The sequence below is a fragment of the Streptomyces sp. GLSS-08 genome, assembly GCF_056387915.1.
On sequence record NZ_JBWJAQ010000006.1, the window covers coordinates 322374 to 336959 of the forward strand.

Annotated in this window: 12 protein-coding genes and 1 pseudogene; 8 read left to right on the forward strand and 5 right to left on the reverse strand. The window is 73.4% G+C overall.

Annotated elements, in window-relative coordinates; all coding sequences use genetic code 11:
- Positions 1 to 80 precede the first annotated feature (80 nt).
- Together AC0ZLC_RS13595 and AC0ZLC_RS13600 are read left to right on the forward strand one after the other, a co-directional pair.
- Positions 81 to 887, forward strand: a complete 807-nt coding sequence (locus AC0ZLC_RS13595) for a polysaccharide deacetylase family protein (RefSeq protein ID WP_476752185.1) — start codon at positions 81 to 83, stop codon at positions 885 to 887.
- Positions 880 to 5097 (forward strand): lipopolysaccharide biosynthesis protein, encoded by a 4218-nt coding sequence (locus AC0ZLC_RS13600; RefSeq protein WP_476752186.1) that lies wholly within the window; start codon positions 880 to 882, stop codon positions 5095 to 5097. Before AC0ZLC_RS13595 ends, AC0ZLC_RS13600 begins: the two co-directional genes overlap by 8 nt.
- Before the next feature lie 43 nt (positions 5098 to 5140).
- Here the strand turns inward: AC0ZLC_RS13600 and AC0ZLC_RS13605 are convergent, their stop codons facing one another.
- Complete coding sequence (locus AC0ZLC_RS13605; protein ID WP_476752187.1) at positions 5141 to 6562, reverse strand: GH39 family glycosyl hydrolase; 1422 nt, start codon at positions 6560 to 6562, stop codon at positions 5141 to 5143.
- 159 nt (positions 6563 to 6721) lie between these two features.
- Between AC0ZLC_RS13605 and AC0ZLC_RS13610 the strand changes: the two genes are divergently transcribed.
- Both AC0ZLC_RS13610 and AC0ZLC_RS13615 read left to right on the forward strand, forming a co-directional pair.
- The gene (locus AC0ZLC_RS13610) at positions 6722 to 7816 is read left to right on the forward strand and encodes a DUF5925 domain-containing protein (RefSeq protein ID WP_476752188.1); all 1095 of its coding nucleotides are present in this window, start codon (positions 6722 to 6724) and stop codon (positions 7814 to 7816) included.
- Positions 7817 to 7915: 99 nt separating this feature from the next.
- The gene (locus AC0ZLC_RS13615; protein ID WP_476752189.1) at positions 7916 to 8701 is read left to right on the forward strand and encodes a DUF72 domain-containing protein; all 786 of its coding nucleotides are present in this window, start codon (positions 7916 to 7918) and stop codon (positions 8699 to 8701) included.
- Positions 8702 to 8746: 45 nt separating this feature from the next.
- Here AC0ZLC_RS13615 and AC0ZLC_RS13620 read toward each other — a convergent pair whose 3' ends face one another.
- Positions 8747 to 9118 (reverse strand): GntR family transcriptional regulator, encoded by a 372-nt coding sequence (locus AC0ZLC_RS13620; RefSeq protein WP_476752190.1) that lies wholly within the window; start codon positions 9116 to 9118, stop codon positions 8747 to 8749.
- A 121-nt stretch (positions 9119 to 9239) separates the two neighbouring features.
- Here AC0ZLC_RS13620 and AC0ZLC_RS13625 point away from each other — a divergent pair, with 121 nt between their 5' ends.
- Together AC0ZLC_RS13625 and AC0ZLC_RS13630 are read left to right on the forward strand one after the other, a co-directional pair.
- Positions 9240 to 10169, forward strand: coding sequence for a GNAT family N-acetyltransferase (locus AC0ZLC_RS13625; RefSeq protein ID WP_476752191.1), 930 nt, complete (start codon positions 9240 to 9242; stop codon positions 10167 to 10169).
- Complete coding sequence (locus AC0ZLC_RS13630; RefSeq protein ID WP_476752192.1) at positions 10150 to 10671, forward strand: ribonuclease FAU-1 family protein; 522 nt, start codon at positions 10150 to 10152, stop codon at positions 10669 to 10671. Before AC0ZLC_RS13625 ends, AC0ZLC_RS13630 begins: the two co-directional genes overlap by 20 nt.
- A 141-nt stretch (positions 10672 to 10812) precedes the next feature.
- On the opposite strand, the pseudogene AC0ZLC_RS13635 reads toward AC0ZLC_RS13630, so the two are convergent.
- Positions 10813 to 11479 (reverse strand): annotated as a pseudogene (locus AC0ZLC_RS13635) (class I SAM-dependent methyltransferase).
- Positions 11480 to 11626: 147 nt separating this feature from the next.
- Between AC0ZLC_RS13635 and AC0ZLC_RS13640 the strand changes: the two are divergent.
- On the forward strand, positions 11627 to 11761 hold the full coding sequence (locus AC0ZLC_RS13640; protein ID WP_358855575.1) for a hypothetical protein: 135 nt from the start codon (positions 11627 to 11629) through the stop codon (positions 11759 to 11761).
- Positions 11762 to 11834: 73 nt separating this feature from the next.
- Here the strand turns inward: AC0ZLC_RS13640 and AC0ZLC_RS13645 are convergent, their stop codons facing one another.
- The gene (locus AC0ZLC_RS13645) at positions 11835 to 12305 is read right to left on the reverse strand and encodes a GNAT family N-acetyltransferase (protein WP_476752193.1); all 471 of its coding nucleotides are present in this window, start codon (positions 12303 to 12305) and stop codon (positions 11835 to 11837) included.
- 152 nt (positions 12306 to 12457) lie between these two features.
- On the opposite strand from AC0ZLC_RS13645, the gene AC0ZLC_RS13650 reads away from it, so the two are divergent.
- A complete protein-coding gene (locus tag AC0ZLC_RS13650) occupies positions 12458 to 13510 on the forward strand; it encodes a lytic polysaccharide monooxygenase auxiliary activity family 9 protein (RefSeq protein WP_476752194.1) in 1053 nt (350 codons plus the stop codon).
- A gap of 104 nt (positions 13511 to 13614) precedes the next feature.
- On the opposite strand, the gene AC0ZLC_RS13655 is transcribed toward AC0ZLC_RS13650, so the two are convergent.
- Positions 13615 to 14484 (reverse strand): esterase/lipase family protein, encoded by an 870-nt coding sequence (locus AC0ZLC_RS13655; RefSeq protein WP_476752195.1) that lies wholly within the window; start codon positions 14482 to 14484, stop codon positions 13615 to 13617.
- Between the last annotated feature and the right edge of the window lie 102 nt (positions 14485 to 14586).

Genomic DNA, 14586 nt, shown 5'->3' on the forward strand with positions numbered 1-14586 from the left:
CCGGGGCACGGGATGCGGCTGCCGTACGGCGGCGGCGCGCACGGCGTGCCCGGTTCGGCGCCCGCCGGGGGCGGTGCCGGATGACGTCGGCCGTTCCCATCCTCATGTACCACTCCGTGGCGACGGCCCCCAACGAGGCGACGCGGGAGCTGTCCGTGGCCCCCGGGGCGTTCGCGGAGCAGATGGCGCTGCTCCGGGACCGCGGCTTCGAGCCCGTCACCACGGCTCACCTGGCCGCTTCCTGGCGGGCGACGGGCTGTCGTCCCCCACTGCCGCCGCGGCCCGTCCTCGTCACCTTCGACGACGGCTACGAGGGCGTGCACCGGCACGCGCTGCCCGTGCTCGCCCGGCACGGGTTCGCGTCCACGCTGTTCGTCTCGACGGGCTGGCTGCGCGGCGCGCACGACACCGGGGGCGCCCTCGACACCATGCTCGACTGGGACCAGGTGCGCGCGCTCGCCGCCGAGCAGACCGAGATCGGCGGGCACAGCCACACGCACCCGAGGCTCGACGACCTGCCGGACGACGCGCTCCGGTCCGAGCTGCTGCGCTGCCACGAGATCATCGCCGGTGAACTGGGCGCCCCGCCCCGCTCGTTCGCGTACCCGTACGGTTACTCCAGCCGCCGGGTGCGCCGTACGGTGCGCGAGGCGGGCTTCAGCCAGTCGCTCGCCGTCGGCAACGCCCTCGCGCGCCGCCGGCAGGGGCCGTACGCCCTGCAGCGGGTCACCGTGCGCCGTACGACCGGAATCGAGGAGTTCGAGCGGCTGGTCGAAGGCCGCGCGATCGCCCGCAACTTCGCCAGGGACCGCGCGCTCACCAAGGGGTACGCCGTGGTCCGCAGAGCACGACAGGTCCGCCGGAAGGCCATCCGTTCCCGTGTCTGACACGACCACCACCCAGGCCGACACGCCCGCGCCCGAGGTACCCGGGCGGCAGCCGGGACGCCGGCTGCGGCTGCCCCTGCGCCGCCGGGTCGGCGCCGCGGGCGGCAGCCAGCTGTTCCGCAACGCCTACGCCCTGATGCTGAACACCGGTATCTCCGCGGTGCTGGGCCTCGGGTACTGGCTCGTGGCGGCCCGCTACTACTCCGAGGCGGCCGTCGGCCAGGGCTCCGCCGCGATCGCGGCGATGAAGCTGCTCGCGGGCCTCACCGCGGTGACGCTGACCGGCGCCCTCGCCCGCTTCATCCCCGTCGCGGGCCGGGCCACCGGCCGTCTCATCCTCCGCACGTACGCGGGCAGTTCGGCAGTCGTGGGTCTCGCGGCCGTCGTCTTCCTCCTCACGCTGGACGTCTGGGGACCCTCGTACCGCTTCCTGGACGGGCCGCTGCACGGGCTCGGGTTCGTCCTCGCGGTGATCGCCTGGTCGCTCCTGACACTGCAGGACGGGGTGCTGACCGGGCTGCGCAGCGCGCTGTGGGTGCCGGTGGGCAACACCGTGTTCTCCGCGGTGAAGCTGCTGCTACTCGTCGTCCTGGCCACGGTGATCCCGGCGACCGGTGTCTTCGTCTCCTGGGTCGCCGCGATCGCGATGTCCGTGGTGCCGCTCGGGTGGCTGGTGTTCCGGCGTCTGGCACCCCGGCACGCACAGGCGACCGAGGACCGCGCGCGGCCGCCCACGCTCAGGGAGGTCGGCCGCTTCCTCGCGGGCGACTACACCGGCTCCCTCTTCTCGCTCGCCGTGGTCTACCTGGTCCCGGTGCTGGTCGCCTCGCAGGTCAGCTCCACCGACAACGCGTACTTCTACATCACCACGACGATCGGCGGCACGGTCAACCTGCTCGCCATCAACATGGGCGCCTCGCTGACCGTCGAGGGCTCGCACGACCCGGCGCGGCTCTCCGCGAACACCCGGGCCGCGCTGCGCCGGATGGCACGGATCATGCTCCCGGTGTGCGGGCTGCTGTTCCTCGGGGCGCCGTACATCCTGCGGGTGTTCGGCGCGGGCTACGCGGACGCGGCGACGCCGTTGCTGCGCTGCTTCGCGGTGGGCGCGGTGCTGCGGGTCGTCATGGAGACGTACTTCGCGGTCCTGCGCGCGCAGAGCCGCACCTCCGGACTCGCTTATCTGCAGGGCCTGTTGTGCGTACTGGTGCTGGGGCTGACCGTGGCCCTGCTGCCCCGCACGGGCCTGACCGGCGCGGGCGTGGCGGAGGTCGTCAGCCTCGTGGTGATCGTGGCGATCGCGGCGCCGAAGCTGTACCGGATCGTGCGGACCGCGCCGGCCCCGGCGCCGCCCGAGGACGCCGCGCCGGACGGGGACCTCGCGGACCTGGGGGCGCGCGAGATCGCGGTGGTCCGGACCGGCGGGCACAGGCGCGGGCCGGCCTGGGCCCTCGACTCGGACACCCTCGGTCTCGGGCTGCACGTCGACTTCGAGCACCTGGAGCGCAGGCCGGACGTACGGCCGGGTCCGGGGACCCCGCCCACCGGGTCGCCGGCGGTGCGGGCGGACCGCCGGCCGTCGTGGGCCCGCGGGACCCCGGCGGCACCGCGGGAGCGGGTGGGCCTGCCGACTGAGGCGTGGGAGCCCGGCGCAGACGTGTCGCCGGGGCGGGCCGAGCCGGTCCGGGGGGACGACGCGCCGTCGGGTGCCCGGGCGCCCGCCGTGCCGAGGGGCGGGGTGTGGCCCGTACGGACGGCCGAGGGGCCGGGCCTACGGGGTGCCGGGGTGCCCGGCGGAGTGCGGACCGGGGGTCCGGGCCCACGGGGGGCCGGGCTGCCGGGCGGACTGGGGGCCGGGCCGGCCGGCGGCGGGGAGACCGGGGCGCCGGACCGACGGGAGGCCGAGGCCGGAACACCTGCCGCCGGGGAAACCGGGGTGCCGCGCCGACGGGAGGCCGGGGTGCCCGGCGGACGGCAAGCCGAACTGTCCGGCGGCGGCGAGGCCGTGGGGGCACGTGTGTCCGGGACCGGTGTCGCCGGTGTCGCCGGTGTCGCCGGTGTCGCCGGTGTCGCCGGTGTCGCCGGTGTCGCCGGTGTCGCCGGTGTCGCCGGTGTCGCCGGTGTCGCCGGTGTCGCCGGTGTGGTTCAGGGGGGCACCCCTGCCGGACCCTCGCGGTCGATGCGGGAGCGGCTCACCCACCCCGCCCGGCCCGGCCCGCTGACCGGCTGTCTGCTGACGGCGGCGCTGCTGCTCTACTGGCTGCCCGCGCTGCGTCTCGGTGAGGCCGACCTCGACCGGATGGGCGGGCTCGGGCTGATCTCCGTGCTGCCGCTGCCGACGCTGGCAGGCGCCGCCCTGCTGGCCGTCGTGTTCGCCTCACTCCTGTGGCCCGCGCGCGAGCACCGGGGGCTGCTGCTCGTCACCCTGCTCGCCACCGTGGTGTCGCTGCACGCCCTGCCCGCCGTCCTCGAGACCGAGCCCCGGTTCGCCACCGCCTGGCAGCACCTCGGGTTCCTGGACCACATCGACCGGACCGGGTCGGCCGTGCCCGACCTGGACGCGCGCTGGAGCTGGCCGGGCTTCTTCGCGCTGGCCGCGTTCCTCGCCCGGGCCTGCGGGGTCGGTGATCTCACGGAGGTCATCCGCTGGTGGCCGCTGACCGTGCAACTCCTCTACCTGCCACCCCTGTTCCTGCTGGTGCGCTCGTTGCGGGCGGACTGGCGCGCCAAGTGGACCGGCATCTGGATCTTCGTGCTCAGCGGCTGGGTCGGCCAGGACTACTTCTCCCCGCAGGGCTTCACCTACCTCCTCTACCTGGTCTTCGTGGCCGTCCTGCTGGTGTGGTTCCGGGCGCCGCGGGTGCTGTGGGCACGGCTGCGGCCCGGCGAGGCGGAGGTCGAACCGGCCGACCGCCGGCAGCGGGCCGTCCTGCTGACGGTCCTGATCGCCCTGTTCGCGGCGACCGTCCCGGCCCACCAGCTCACCCCGTTCGTGATGCTGGGCGTACTCGCGGTCCTGGTCCTGGCCGGCCGCAGTGAACTGCGCGGGCTGCCGCTGCTGTTCGGCGTCCTGGTCGTCTCCTGGGTCGGCTTCATGGCCGAGCCGTACTGGTCCGGCCACTTCGACGAGCTGTTCGGCGGGATCGGCGGAGTCGGCGGCAACGTCTCGTCGTCCGTGTCCGGCCGTATCGAGGGCGGCAGTCCGACCCACAAACTCGTCCTCTACGCGCGCGTGCTGCTCGCCGGCGGGGTACTGGCGCTCGCCTGCTGTGGCTGGTGGCGCCGGCGCCGCCACCGGTACAGCGAGCGCTCCCTGCTGATCCTCACGTTCGTTCCGTTCCTGGGCTTCGGCATGCAGTCGTACGGCGGCGAAATGGCCCTGCGTGTCTTCATGTTCGCCCTGCCGGGAGCGGCGCTGCTCGCCGGCCTCGCCCTCTTCCCGCGCACCGGTGCCACCGGCGGGGACCGCGCGCGCGACCGGGTGGGCCCGGCGCCGCTGGCCGCGCTCATGGCGGGCCTCGTCCTCATGGGCGGCTTCCTGGTGGCCCGTTGGGGCAACGAGCCCTTCGAGCGGATCAGGCCGGGCGAGGTCGCCGCGATGGACTACGTGTACGCGCACGACGATCCGACCGTCCGGCTGCTGTGGCTGAGCAACGACACCGTGGACAACGTGACGCCCGCGATGCCGTGGGGCGCGCGGGACATGGAGAAGGTCGAGTACGTGCCGACGCTCGCACCCGCCGACCCGGTCCTGGTGTCCGGGCTGGTCAAGGGACTCAAGGACGCCGGCCCGAACTCGTACCTGATGGTCAACCGCAGTCAGGTGGTCTATCTCCGGATGGACGTCGGATACCCGGCGGCCTGGGAGTCGCGACTGGTCGGCCACCTCGACGGCCGCAAGGACCTGAAGAGGGTCTTCGCCAACGAGGACGTGACGATGTACGCGCTGCGCGAACAGCCCGCGGGCGCGGTCCCGAGGGCGGACCCCGGGCCGATCGGGCCGCAGGTGACGTGGACTCCCTGGTCGGTGGTCGGCGGGCTGGCGGCGACCGCGCTGATCGTGCTGCTCACCGCGCGGGAGGTCGTGCGGGTCGCGGTACGGCCCGGGGTGCGGCAACTGCGCCTGCTGCAGGGCAGCTTCTGGTTCTCGCTGCCGTTGCTCGCGGTGCTGCTGGCCTCGCTGGCGCAGCGGTTCATGACGATGTCGTAGCGCGCCGGAGCACCGGCGCGGCGGTGGGCCGGGGGCACGTGCTCTACCGGTTGCGCCACTTCACCTCGTAGGCCGCCAGGTGGAACCGCTTTCCGTCGACCTTCGCGCTGACGGAGCGGTCCCGGGTGTTCACCACGAGGACCGCCTCGTCGTCGGCCAGGACGCGGACGTCGGACCGGTCGTCCTTCGCGACGGAGACCGTCTCGTACGCGGTGCCGGGCGGGAACTCCTCGTGGAAGCGGGAGATCAGCCCGAGCATCGGCAGGGCACCGCCCCCGTCGTCGCCGGCCGTCGGGGACCACAGGCAGCCCGCGCACGCGGGTCCCTTCTCCTTCTCGGGGTTCCAGTAGAAACCGGAGGAGGCGCCACCGCGGGCCATCGCCATCAGTCCGGACGCCTGCACGGCGACACGACGGGTCTCCGACCAGCCGGTGCGCTCGTCCTTCCCGTCGGCCGGCTCGACGTAGTACTCGGCCCACCACAGCGGCAGACCGCCCGTCCGCTCGCGCACCCACGTCCCGACCGCCGTGAGTTTGTCGGTCGCGGTGAACTCGTCGGGCAGCAGGTCGTCGTCCCCGGTGTAGCTGGAGCCGTCGACGACGACGAAGTCGGCGCCCGCCTTCTTCTCGTTCCAGTAGGTGAAGGCGTCCAGGACGCGCTGGTCCATGGCGCCCCAGGGCCCTCTGACGGTCGTCGACGCGTTCTGCCGCTGGCGCGGATGGACGCTGTCCATGACCAGGTAGGGGCCGCCCACCATGATGCCCTCGTCGACCTTCTTCAGCGCCTTGTAGACGAGGTTGTAGAGCTCGGTGTAGCCCTCGTGGTCCCAGCGGCCCTCGGACTCGTTCCAGAAGCCCTTGAACTCGTTCCAGACGATGAAGTGGCGTACGTCCGGGTACCGCTTGGCGACGGTCGCGGCCAGCGCGGCGAAGTCCCCGTAGTGCGCGCGGTCGGGCGCCCTCTCCAGGGCCGCCCGACTCCAGTCGGTGCTGTCCGCACCGGACTCGCCGCCCTTCATCCAGTCCGGGGAGCAGCACAGGGTGACGACCGGGGTGCCGCCCGTCGCGCGGACGAAGTCGATGCGGCGGTCCATCTCCGCGAAGGCGTAACGCCCCTTGACCGGCTCGGGGTTGCCGGCCCCCCAGCCCATGATGTGCTGGATCTGCGGCAGCCTGCGCTTCGACAGCAGTCCCTTCACGCGTGCGGTGGCCGCGCCGCTGCCCTGGTCGGCGCTGAACTGGGTGTGGGTGAGGCCCCAGCCCACCTCCGGTCCCACCGTGCCGTGCGGGACGGCGGGGGTGCCGTGCACCTTGTCCCCGTCCGGGGTCGTCCCCGCGGTGCTCCCGCCGTCGCCGGGCAGGGTGTTGAGCAGCGTCAGCACCAGGGCCAGCGCGGCCGCCGCCACGCCGATCAGCGCGGTGAGCCGCCACCGCAGCGGCCCCGAATTCCACCCGTGACGTCCCATCATCGGCAACAGTAGCGGCGGGGCCCGACGGGAGACAGGCCTCGTCGGCGCACAGCCGGGTGGGCGGGACGCACCGGAAGTAGCGGGCGCGGCCACGGCACACGGGGCGCGCCGCGGAAAGCGGGTGCACGGGGCGTCCGCGTGACGGATCATGGCGGCATGTCTGCGAACCCACACGACGCTCTGCCGATCCGGCTCAACGTCGACGACAGCGACTCACCGTCGGACGTCGTCGACGCGCTGTTCCTCGGCCGCTTCGCGACGGGCGAGCAGCCTCACTCGCACGCGGCGAACATCGACCGCGTACGTTCCGGGGCGACCCTGCTCCCGCCCGGGTCCCGGGTGCTGCGCTCCGCCCGTGACGACGACCGCAGCGCGACGCTCGCCGAGGGCGACGGCTGGACCCTGCTGGTGTCCCGCTGGAACCGCGGCGCCGACGTCACTGTCACCGCGACCAGCCCCGAGCTGGCCCTGAAGATCCTCGGCGAGGCCACGGACGGCGCCGCCGACGAACCCGAGCCGCAGCCGGAGAACGTGACCATGGGGTTCTGGTACGTCTCCCCCAGGCGCGGCCCGCACCGCACGACCCGCCAGATCTCCGCGGGCACGTGGGAGGAGGTCCGGCCGAACTACACCGCGCCGGTCGCCGAGGCGATGGACCGGCTGATGAAGACGACACCGGAGGACATCGCGGGCCGCCTGCTGCTGCTCCACGGCCCGCCGGGCACGGGCAAGACGTCCGCGCTGCGCACGCTGGCCCGTTCCTGGCGGGACTGGTGCCAGGTCGACTGCGTCCTGGACCCGGAGCGCCTGTTCGGCGACGTCGGCTATCTGATGGACATCGCGATCGGCGAGGAGGACGGCACGGGCAAGGGCCGCTGGCGGCTGCTCCTGCTGGAGGACTGCGACGAGCTGATCCGGGGCGAGGCGAAGCACACCGCGGGCCAGGCCCTCTCGCGCCTGCTCAACCTGACCGACGGCCTGCTCGGCCAGGGGCGCAACGTGCTGGTGGGCGTGACCACGAACGAGGACCTGGAGCGTCTGCACCCCGCCGTCGTCCGTCCCGGCCGCTGCCTCGCCCGGATCGAGGTGGGTCCGCTGACCCGCCGGGAGTCCGTGAACTGGCTGGGCACGGAGGAGGGCGTCGGACGCGAGGGGGCGACCCTGGCCGAGTTGTACGCGCTGCGCCGGGGGACGTCGCCGACGTCCGTACCGGACCAGCGGGAGGGCGCGGACGCGGGTCTGTATCTGTAGCCGGGCCGGGGTCGCGTCTGCGGCCGCGCGGGTCTCGTCCGCAGGTCGCGCGGGTCTCGTCCGCAGGTCGCGTGCCACGGCTGGTGCTTTGATGGGTGTATGACCGTGTTCCTGGGCACGTCGGGGTGGCAGTACAAGGACTGGCGCGACGTCCTGTACCCGGCCGGGGTCCCGACGCGGCTCTGGCTGGAGGCGTACGCGGCACGGTTCGCCACCGTCGAGGTCAACAACGCCTTCTACCGGCTGCCGGCGCGGGAGACCTTCGAGAACTGGCGGGAGCGTACTCCTGCGGACTTCGTCGTCGCGGTCAAGGCGAGCCGGTTCCTCACCCACATCAAGCGGCTGCGCGACCCGGAGGAGCCCGTGCAGCGGCTGATGAGCCACGCCGCGGGGCTCGGCGACCGGCTCGGCCCAATCCTGCTCCAGTTGCCGCCCACGCTGCGCGGCGACGCCGGTCTCCTCGACGACTGCCTCGCCCGCTTTCCCGCTGGCACCCGGGTCGCCGTCGAGCCGCGCCACGAATCCTGGTGGACGCCCGCCGTGCGCGAGGTCCTGGAGTCCCGGGGAGCCGCGCTCTGCTGGGCCGATGTGCTGGCCCGGCCGGTGACCCCGCTGTGGCGGACCACCGACTGGGGCTACGTCCGCTTCCACGTCGGCCGCACCCGGCGGTGGCCGCACTACGGACGGCAGTCCCTGATGACGTGGGCCCGGCGGATCGCGGAGACCTGGTCCGACGACCACGACGTGTACACGTACTTCAACAACGACCCGCATGCCGCGGCGGTCCTGGACGCGGTGGTGTTCGCCAGGGCCGCGACGGCGTCGGGCCTGACGGTCACCCGCACCCCACGGCACCTGCCGGCGGCCCCGGCCGTGGGTTCCTAGTGCTGTGACCGGAAAGGTCTGCCGGGTCACAGCACTGGCCGGCCCTCAGTTCTCGCCGTAGGCCGCGCGGAGTGCGTCGCGGACGGCGGCGAGGGCGGCGTCCTCGGCGAGACCGAGGCGGCGGACGCGCTCGGCGTACGCCTGCGCCGCGGACGCGGCCTCGCGCTCGGCGGCCGGGCCGGCGGCGGCCACGACCGTGCCGTTGCGGCCGCGGGTCTCGATCACCCCGTCCGCCTCCAGGGCCCGGTAGGCCTTGGCGACCGTGTTGGCCGCGAGGCCGAGGGACTCGGCGAGACCGCGCACCGTGGGCAGCCGGTAGCCGACCGGCAGCGCTCCCGACCTGGCCTGCTCGGAGATCTGGGCGCGCACCTGCTCGTAGGGCGCGGCCCCCGCATCGATATGGATCTTCAGGGTCACGCGGTGATTGTCCCGCACGAGGCGCGGCGCAGGACGCCCCGGCGCGCAATCGCCCCGCCTGCCTGCCCGCGGCGGAAAATGGGAGGCACCACAACCCGCACCGCGCGTAGCGTGCGGCTCCATGACAGTGATCGTTCGCGACATCCGCCCGGGGGACCCGCGGGACACCGAGGCCTTCGCCAGGATCCGGGGCCTCGCCCTTCCCTACATGTTGTCCACCTCCGAATCCGTCGCGTACGACGCCACCCACACGCATCCCGACGCCCGCTTCCGGCCCCTCGTCGCCGAACAGGACGGCGAGCCGGTCGGCACGGCCCAGGTCGGCCTCGCGTACGACAGCCCGCAGCCCGGCCAGGGCTATCTGAACGTGTACGTGCACCCGGACCGCACCGGTCGCGGGGCGGGCTCGCTGCTGGTGCGCGCCGCCGAGGAACATCTGAGCGCCCTCGGTGCCACGCGGCTGTTCGCCTGGGTGCTGGACGAGCCGGCGAACCGCACGTTCGCGGAGAAGCGCGGCTACCGCGCGAGCCGCTCGGCGCACTTCCTCCGCCTCGATCTGTTGGACGGCGCCCTGCCGCCTCTCCAGGACCCCCCGCCCGGAGTCGAACTCCGCAAGGCGTCCGACTACGCCGACGACCCGCGCCCCCTCTTCACGCTGGACGCGGAGACGTCGAACGACGAACCGGGCGACATCGCGCACGAGTTCACGGACTACGAGAGCTGGCTCGAGGAGACCTGGCGCCACCCCCTGTTCAGCCCGGAGCTGACCTCGGTCGCCGTCGTCGACGGCCGGCCGGCGGCGTTCAGCGCCGCGCGCACCGACGGCGGCACCCGCTACGGCACCGTGATGACGGGCACCGGCCGCGCCCATCGCGGGCGCGGTCTGGCCAAGCTCGCGAAGAACGACTCACTGCACCGCGCCCGCGCCGCCGGCTTCACGGAGGCGTTCACGGGCAACGACAGCGGCAACGGACCGATGATGGCGATCAACCGCTGGTTCGGATACGAGGTCTGCGCGACGGAGGTGAGGTATGTCCGCGAACTCGGCTGACGCGCGGTCCGCGGTGCCCGGACGTCAGGTGGAGGTGGTCCTGGTCAAGTCCGGCCGGGTCAAGATCCGTTACCCGGCCGTGCTGGTCGACGACGACGGCACCCGGGTCACGGTGCGCGCTCCGTGGGCCGGTGACGGGGTCCGCGACTTCGGCTTCGTACGGTTCGAACCGGGCGACGTCTTCACCGAGCACTACTGGCGGGACCGCTGGTACGCGGTGAAGGAGGTGCGCGACGCCGGGGGCGCCCTGAAGGGCTGGTACTGCGACATCACCCGCCCGGCCGTGGTCCGCGCCGGTGAGCTGGTCGTGGAGGATCTCGACCTGGACCTGTGGCGGTCGGCCGACGGGACGGCCGTACTGCGCCTGGACGAGGACGAGTTCGCGGCGAGCGGTCTCGCGGCGGCGGATCCAGCGGCGGCGGCCGCGGCCGAGCACGCCCTCGACGAACTCGAACGGCTCGCCCGGGAGGGCGACTTCGAGGCGCTGCTCGCCGGGACGTGACGCCGACGCCGGGCCGGAGCGGGGAGTGCCCCGGTATCGCGCCCGGCCCCGGGACCGGGCATGCCGGCCTCGCGTCCGGGCCCGGGCCCGTACTGCCCGGCGGTGGCCCGACGACAGCCCCGGGCCGGTTCGGTCCTCGTTCTAGAACCGCTCGGGGACAACTGGACTCGGAGCCGAACACCGCTCGACGGGAGACCGGGGCGGCGGCCGGGGCGCGCTCGGCCCCGGCGACCCGTCACCCACCGCGCCCGACGGGTCGCCGAGTCCCCCGGGCAGCGCCCGCCGGGCTCGGTACCCGTCACTCACGGCGATCCTCGGTTCCGGCACCGCCTCACGCGGCGCCACCACCGCGTACCGCTCGTCCTCGGTCAGCACCAGCCGCCCGCCGGGACGCAGCAGCCCGCGCCAGTGGCGCAGCACCCGCCCGGGATCGGGCAGCGTCCACAGGACGTGGCGCACGAGGACGACGTCGAACCGCTCCTCCCTCACCGGTGGCAGCGCAGCGTCACCGGCCATGGACACCGCGTCGCGTCCCGCGAGTTTCGCGCGGGCCTGAGAGACCATGGACGGAGAGGTCGGCACCGGTGACCCGGTGCCCCTGCTCGAAGGCGAGGAGTGACAGACTTCCCGGCCCCCGTCCCAGGTCGAGGACGTCCGAGGCCCACTCCGGCAGCCACTTCCGCAGCCGGGCGGCCCGGGAATCGCGCACCGGGGGGCCACGCAGACCGTGATCCGGCGCGTCGTCGAAAGTGACGGACTCCGCTTCCCGGTCGACGCCCGACGTTTGGCCGTCGCCGTTAATGGTCATGTGGCCAGGGTGACACCCACCACTGACAGTCCGGCGGACCGTCGGATCGTGACCACCGCCACTGACAGATTCCGACCGATGAGGAACGCTCCCCAGCAGGGTCTGCCTCCGTGGAGTCGCGGAACCCGGTAGGCCAAGGAGGCAGCCATGCGCCGTGTGACCGTGCAGAAGCCCCTGAAGAGGTCGGACTCCCGTCGCGTGCGGGACGAGGCCGACGAGCGCCCCACGGAGCGCCCGGAGGTCCGCAAGGACATCCACCGCACCTGGTGGCCCGACGGCTGATCCACGCCGTCCGGACGCCCGCCCTTCCTGAGCCCCGCCCACCGTCGACCGCCCCGGACAACTGCGGAGAGCGTCAGAGCAGCCGCTTTCGGTAGTGGACGCGGTCATAGGGACCGTCGACACGACGCTCCACGACCTCGTAGCCGAACCTCGGATAGATCTTCTGGTTCTCCCACATCATCGCGTTGGTGCAAAGCCTGACCTCGGACAGCCCGAGCGCACGCGCGCGTGCGTCGACGAAGGCGAGCAGCCGTCCCCCGACGCCCTTCCCGTGGGCGTCGGGGTGGACGGCGATGCTGTCGAGGAACAGATGGTCCACGCGCGCCTCGACCACCACCAGACCCGTGACGGGCTCCCCCGTGACGAACACCCGCCCCGCCGCCACCTGCGCCGCGTGGTCCGCCTCCATGGGCTGGGGCACCACACCGATGCGCGCGATGTACGGCCGGTACGCCGCGTCGGTCACGGCCGCGACGGCGGCCACGTCCGCGGCACCCGCCGGCCGGATCCCCGGCACCCCTGCGTCTGTCGAAGCCTCGTCCATACCCGGAACGTTACCTACCTGATCGCAGTCTCAGCGCCCCCTTAACCCCACCATAAAGATCGCCGTGCCCCGCTCCCAGCAGGGGATTTCGCGGATTCCTCGGGCTAGCTTGCTGAGCGCCCCACAGTTCAGGACCGTTTCGAGGAGTCTTCATGCCCGCTCGCCGCACGGCCGCCGCGGTCGCTTACGCCGGTGTCGTCCCGCTCGCGCTGACCGCGCTCGCCACCGCGCCGGCCGCGGCGCACGGCACGATGGGCGACCCGGTGAGCCGGGTGTCCCAGTGCTACGCGGAGGGCCCGGAGAGCCCGAAGTCGGCCGCCTGCAAGGCGGCCGTCGCGGCCGGTGGCACGCAGGCGCTCTACGACTGGAACGGCATCCGGATCGGCGACGCGGACGGCCGGCACCAGCGGCTGATCGCCGACGGCACGCTGTGCAGCGCCGGCAACGACGAGTTCAGGGGCCTCGACCTGCCCCGCGCCGACTGGCCGGCGACGAGCGTCAGCAGCGGCTCGTACACCTTCAGGTACCGGGTGACCGCCCCGCACAGGGGCACGTTCAAGGTCTACATCACCAAGGACGGCTACGACCCGTCGAAGCCGCTCGGCTGGGGCGACCTGGACCTGGCTCACCCGGTCGCCGCGAAGACCGACCCGGCCGCGGCGAACGGCTTCTACACCTTCTCCGGCACGCTGCCGCAGCGCTCCGGCAAGCAGCTGCTGTACGCGGTCTGGCAGCGCTCGGACAGCCCGGAGGCCTTCTACTCCTGCTCGGACGTCGCCTTCGGCGGCGGAGCCGGAAGCGACGAGGGCAGCGGTTCCGCGGGGAGCGGCGGCGGTTCCGCCCCCGCCCCGTCGGCCTCCGCGCCTTCCGAGGAGCAGATCGAGGACGGTGCCGACAAGTCGACCGTGGAGCACCACGGCCACGGCGACGACGATGCCAACACGTCGGCGGAGCCCATCGCGGCCTCGGGCGCGGACGACGCGGAGCTCCCCGCGGCTTCCGGCGCGGACGACGCCGAGCCGGCCGCCGGCACCGTGAACCGGCCCGCCGCAGCGGGGACTTCGGAGAACCTGGCAGAAACGGGTGGCGATCCGGGCACCTCGTATCTCGCGGTCGGCGGGGCGGCCGCCCTGGCCGTCGGCGCCGCGGCGCTGTTCGCCTCGGTCAGGCGCCGCGCGGTGGCCGGCGGTCGCCACGGCCGCTGACGCGACGCGACTTCGCGCCCGGTCGCGAACGGGTCCGGGGTCCGCCCGGCGGCTCAGGCCGGGCGGACCCCGCTCGCGGCGGCCGGACTGCTCGGCCGAGGTGGTCAGTCGAGCGCGGACGCGCAGGTGGTCGCGGTGGCGTGCGCCGGATCGAGGGCGTTCGCCACCTCGTGGTACGCGACCCGGTCGAGGAGGCCGATCGCCACGTGCCCGGAGAAGTCGGCGGCGCACAGTTTCTGCACCAGCACATTGCGGACGCCGGGGCCGCTGAGGAACTGCGAGGCGTACGGCGTGACCACCTCGTCGTACTTGGTGGCGATCACCGTGTAGTGGACGCCGGCGACTGTGTCACCGCCCGCGTTGAGCTTGGCGAGGAAGGCGGAGCCTGCCACCTGGTCGGCCAGTCCCGGCGTGCTCGCGGACAGCAGGGCCTCGGCACCCGGGAAGTACGGGAAGAGCTTGGCGAGTCCGTCGAGGGTGGTGCCGTGGTTGTCGGGCGCGATTCCGACGAGGGCGTTCACCTTGGCGGCCCCGCCGAGGAACTTGAGGTAGTAGCGGGGCATCATGCCGCCCTGCGAGTGGCCGACGAGGTCGGCCTCGGCGGCGCCGGTCGCGGCGAGCACCCTGTCCACGAAGACCCGGAGCTGTCCTGCCGACTTGTCGACGGGGCCGAGGCCGTGGAAGTGCGGGACGCCCGGCAGTTGGCCGTAGTCGAGCGAGTAGACGCAGTAGCCCCGGTCCACCAGACGGGGGGCGAGGGTCAGCCAGTTGTCGACGGAGTTGGAGAGGGTGCCGTGGACGAGGACGACGGGGCGCGGGTGGGCGGCCGAGGGCTTGCAGGAGTAGTCGTTCCAGCCCCGGCCCCGGCCCTGGGCGGTGGCGGTGTCCGCCTGGGCGGTGGCGGCGGGGACGGCGGTGGCGGCGGCCAGCAGCAGGGCCGCCAGGGGTCCGAGGGCACGCTTCCAGGGCAGCATCGTGTGATCTCCTTGCGGTTCAAGGGAGTGGCGACGGCGTACGCCCTGTGATCCGGATCACGAGGATGCTGTTCACTCGTCAAGTTACGAACGAGTAGCGCA

Coding starts and splice junctions, on each gene's coding strand:
- AC0ZLC_RS13595 (WP_476752185.1), top strand. CDS start 81: ATGACGTCGGCCGTTCCCATCCTCATGTACCACTCCGTGGCGACGGCC.
- AC0ZLC_RS13605 (WP_476752187.1), bottom strand. CDS start 6,562: ATGGGACGTCACGGGTGGAATTCGGGGCCGCTGCGGTGGCGGCTCACC.
- AC0ZLC_RS13610 (WP_476752188.1), top strand. CDS start 6,722: ATGTCTGCGAACCCACACGACGCTCTGCCGATCCGGCTCAACGTCGAC.
- AC0ZLC_RS13615 (WP_476752189.1), top strand. CDS start 7,916: ATGACCGTGTTCCTGGGCACGTCGGGGTGGCAGTACAAGGACTGGCGC.
- AC0ZLC_RS13625 (WP_476752191.1), top strand. CDS start 9,240: ATGACAGTGATCGTTCGCGACATCCGCCCGGGGGACCCGCGGGACACC.
- AC0ZLC_RS13630 (WP_476752192.1), top strand. CDS start 10,150: ATGTCCGCGAACTCGGCTGACGCGCGGTCCGCGGTGCCCGGACGTCAG.
- AC0ZLC_RS13640 (WP_358855575.1), top strand. CDS start 11,627: ATGCGCCGTGTGACCGTGCAGAAGCCCCTGAAGAGGTCGGACTCCCGT.
- AC0ZLC_RS13645 (WP_476752193.1), bottom strand. CDS start 12,305: ATGGACGAGGCTTCGACAGACGCAGGGGTGCCGGGGATCCGGCCGGCG.
- AC0ZLC_RS13650 (WP_476752194.1), top strand. CDS start 12,458: ATGCCCGCTCGCCGCACGGCCGCCGCGGTCGCTTACGCCGGTGTCGTC.
- AC0ZLC_RS13655 (WP_476752195.1), bottom strand. CDS start 14,484: ATGCTGCCCTGGAAGCGTGCCCTCGGACCCCTGGCGGCCCTGCTGCTG.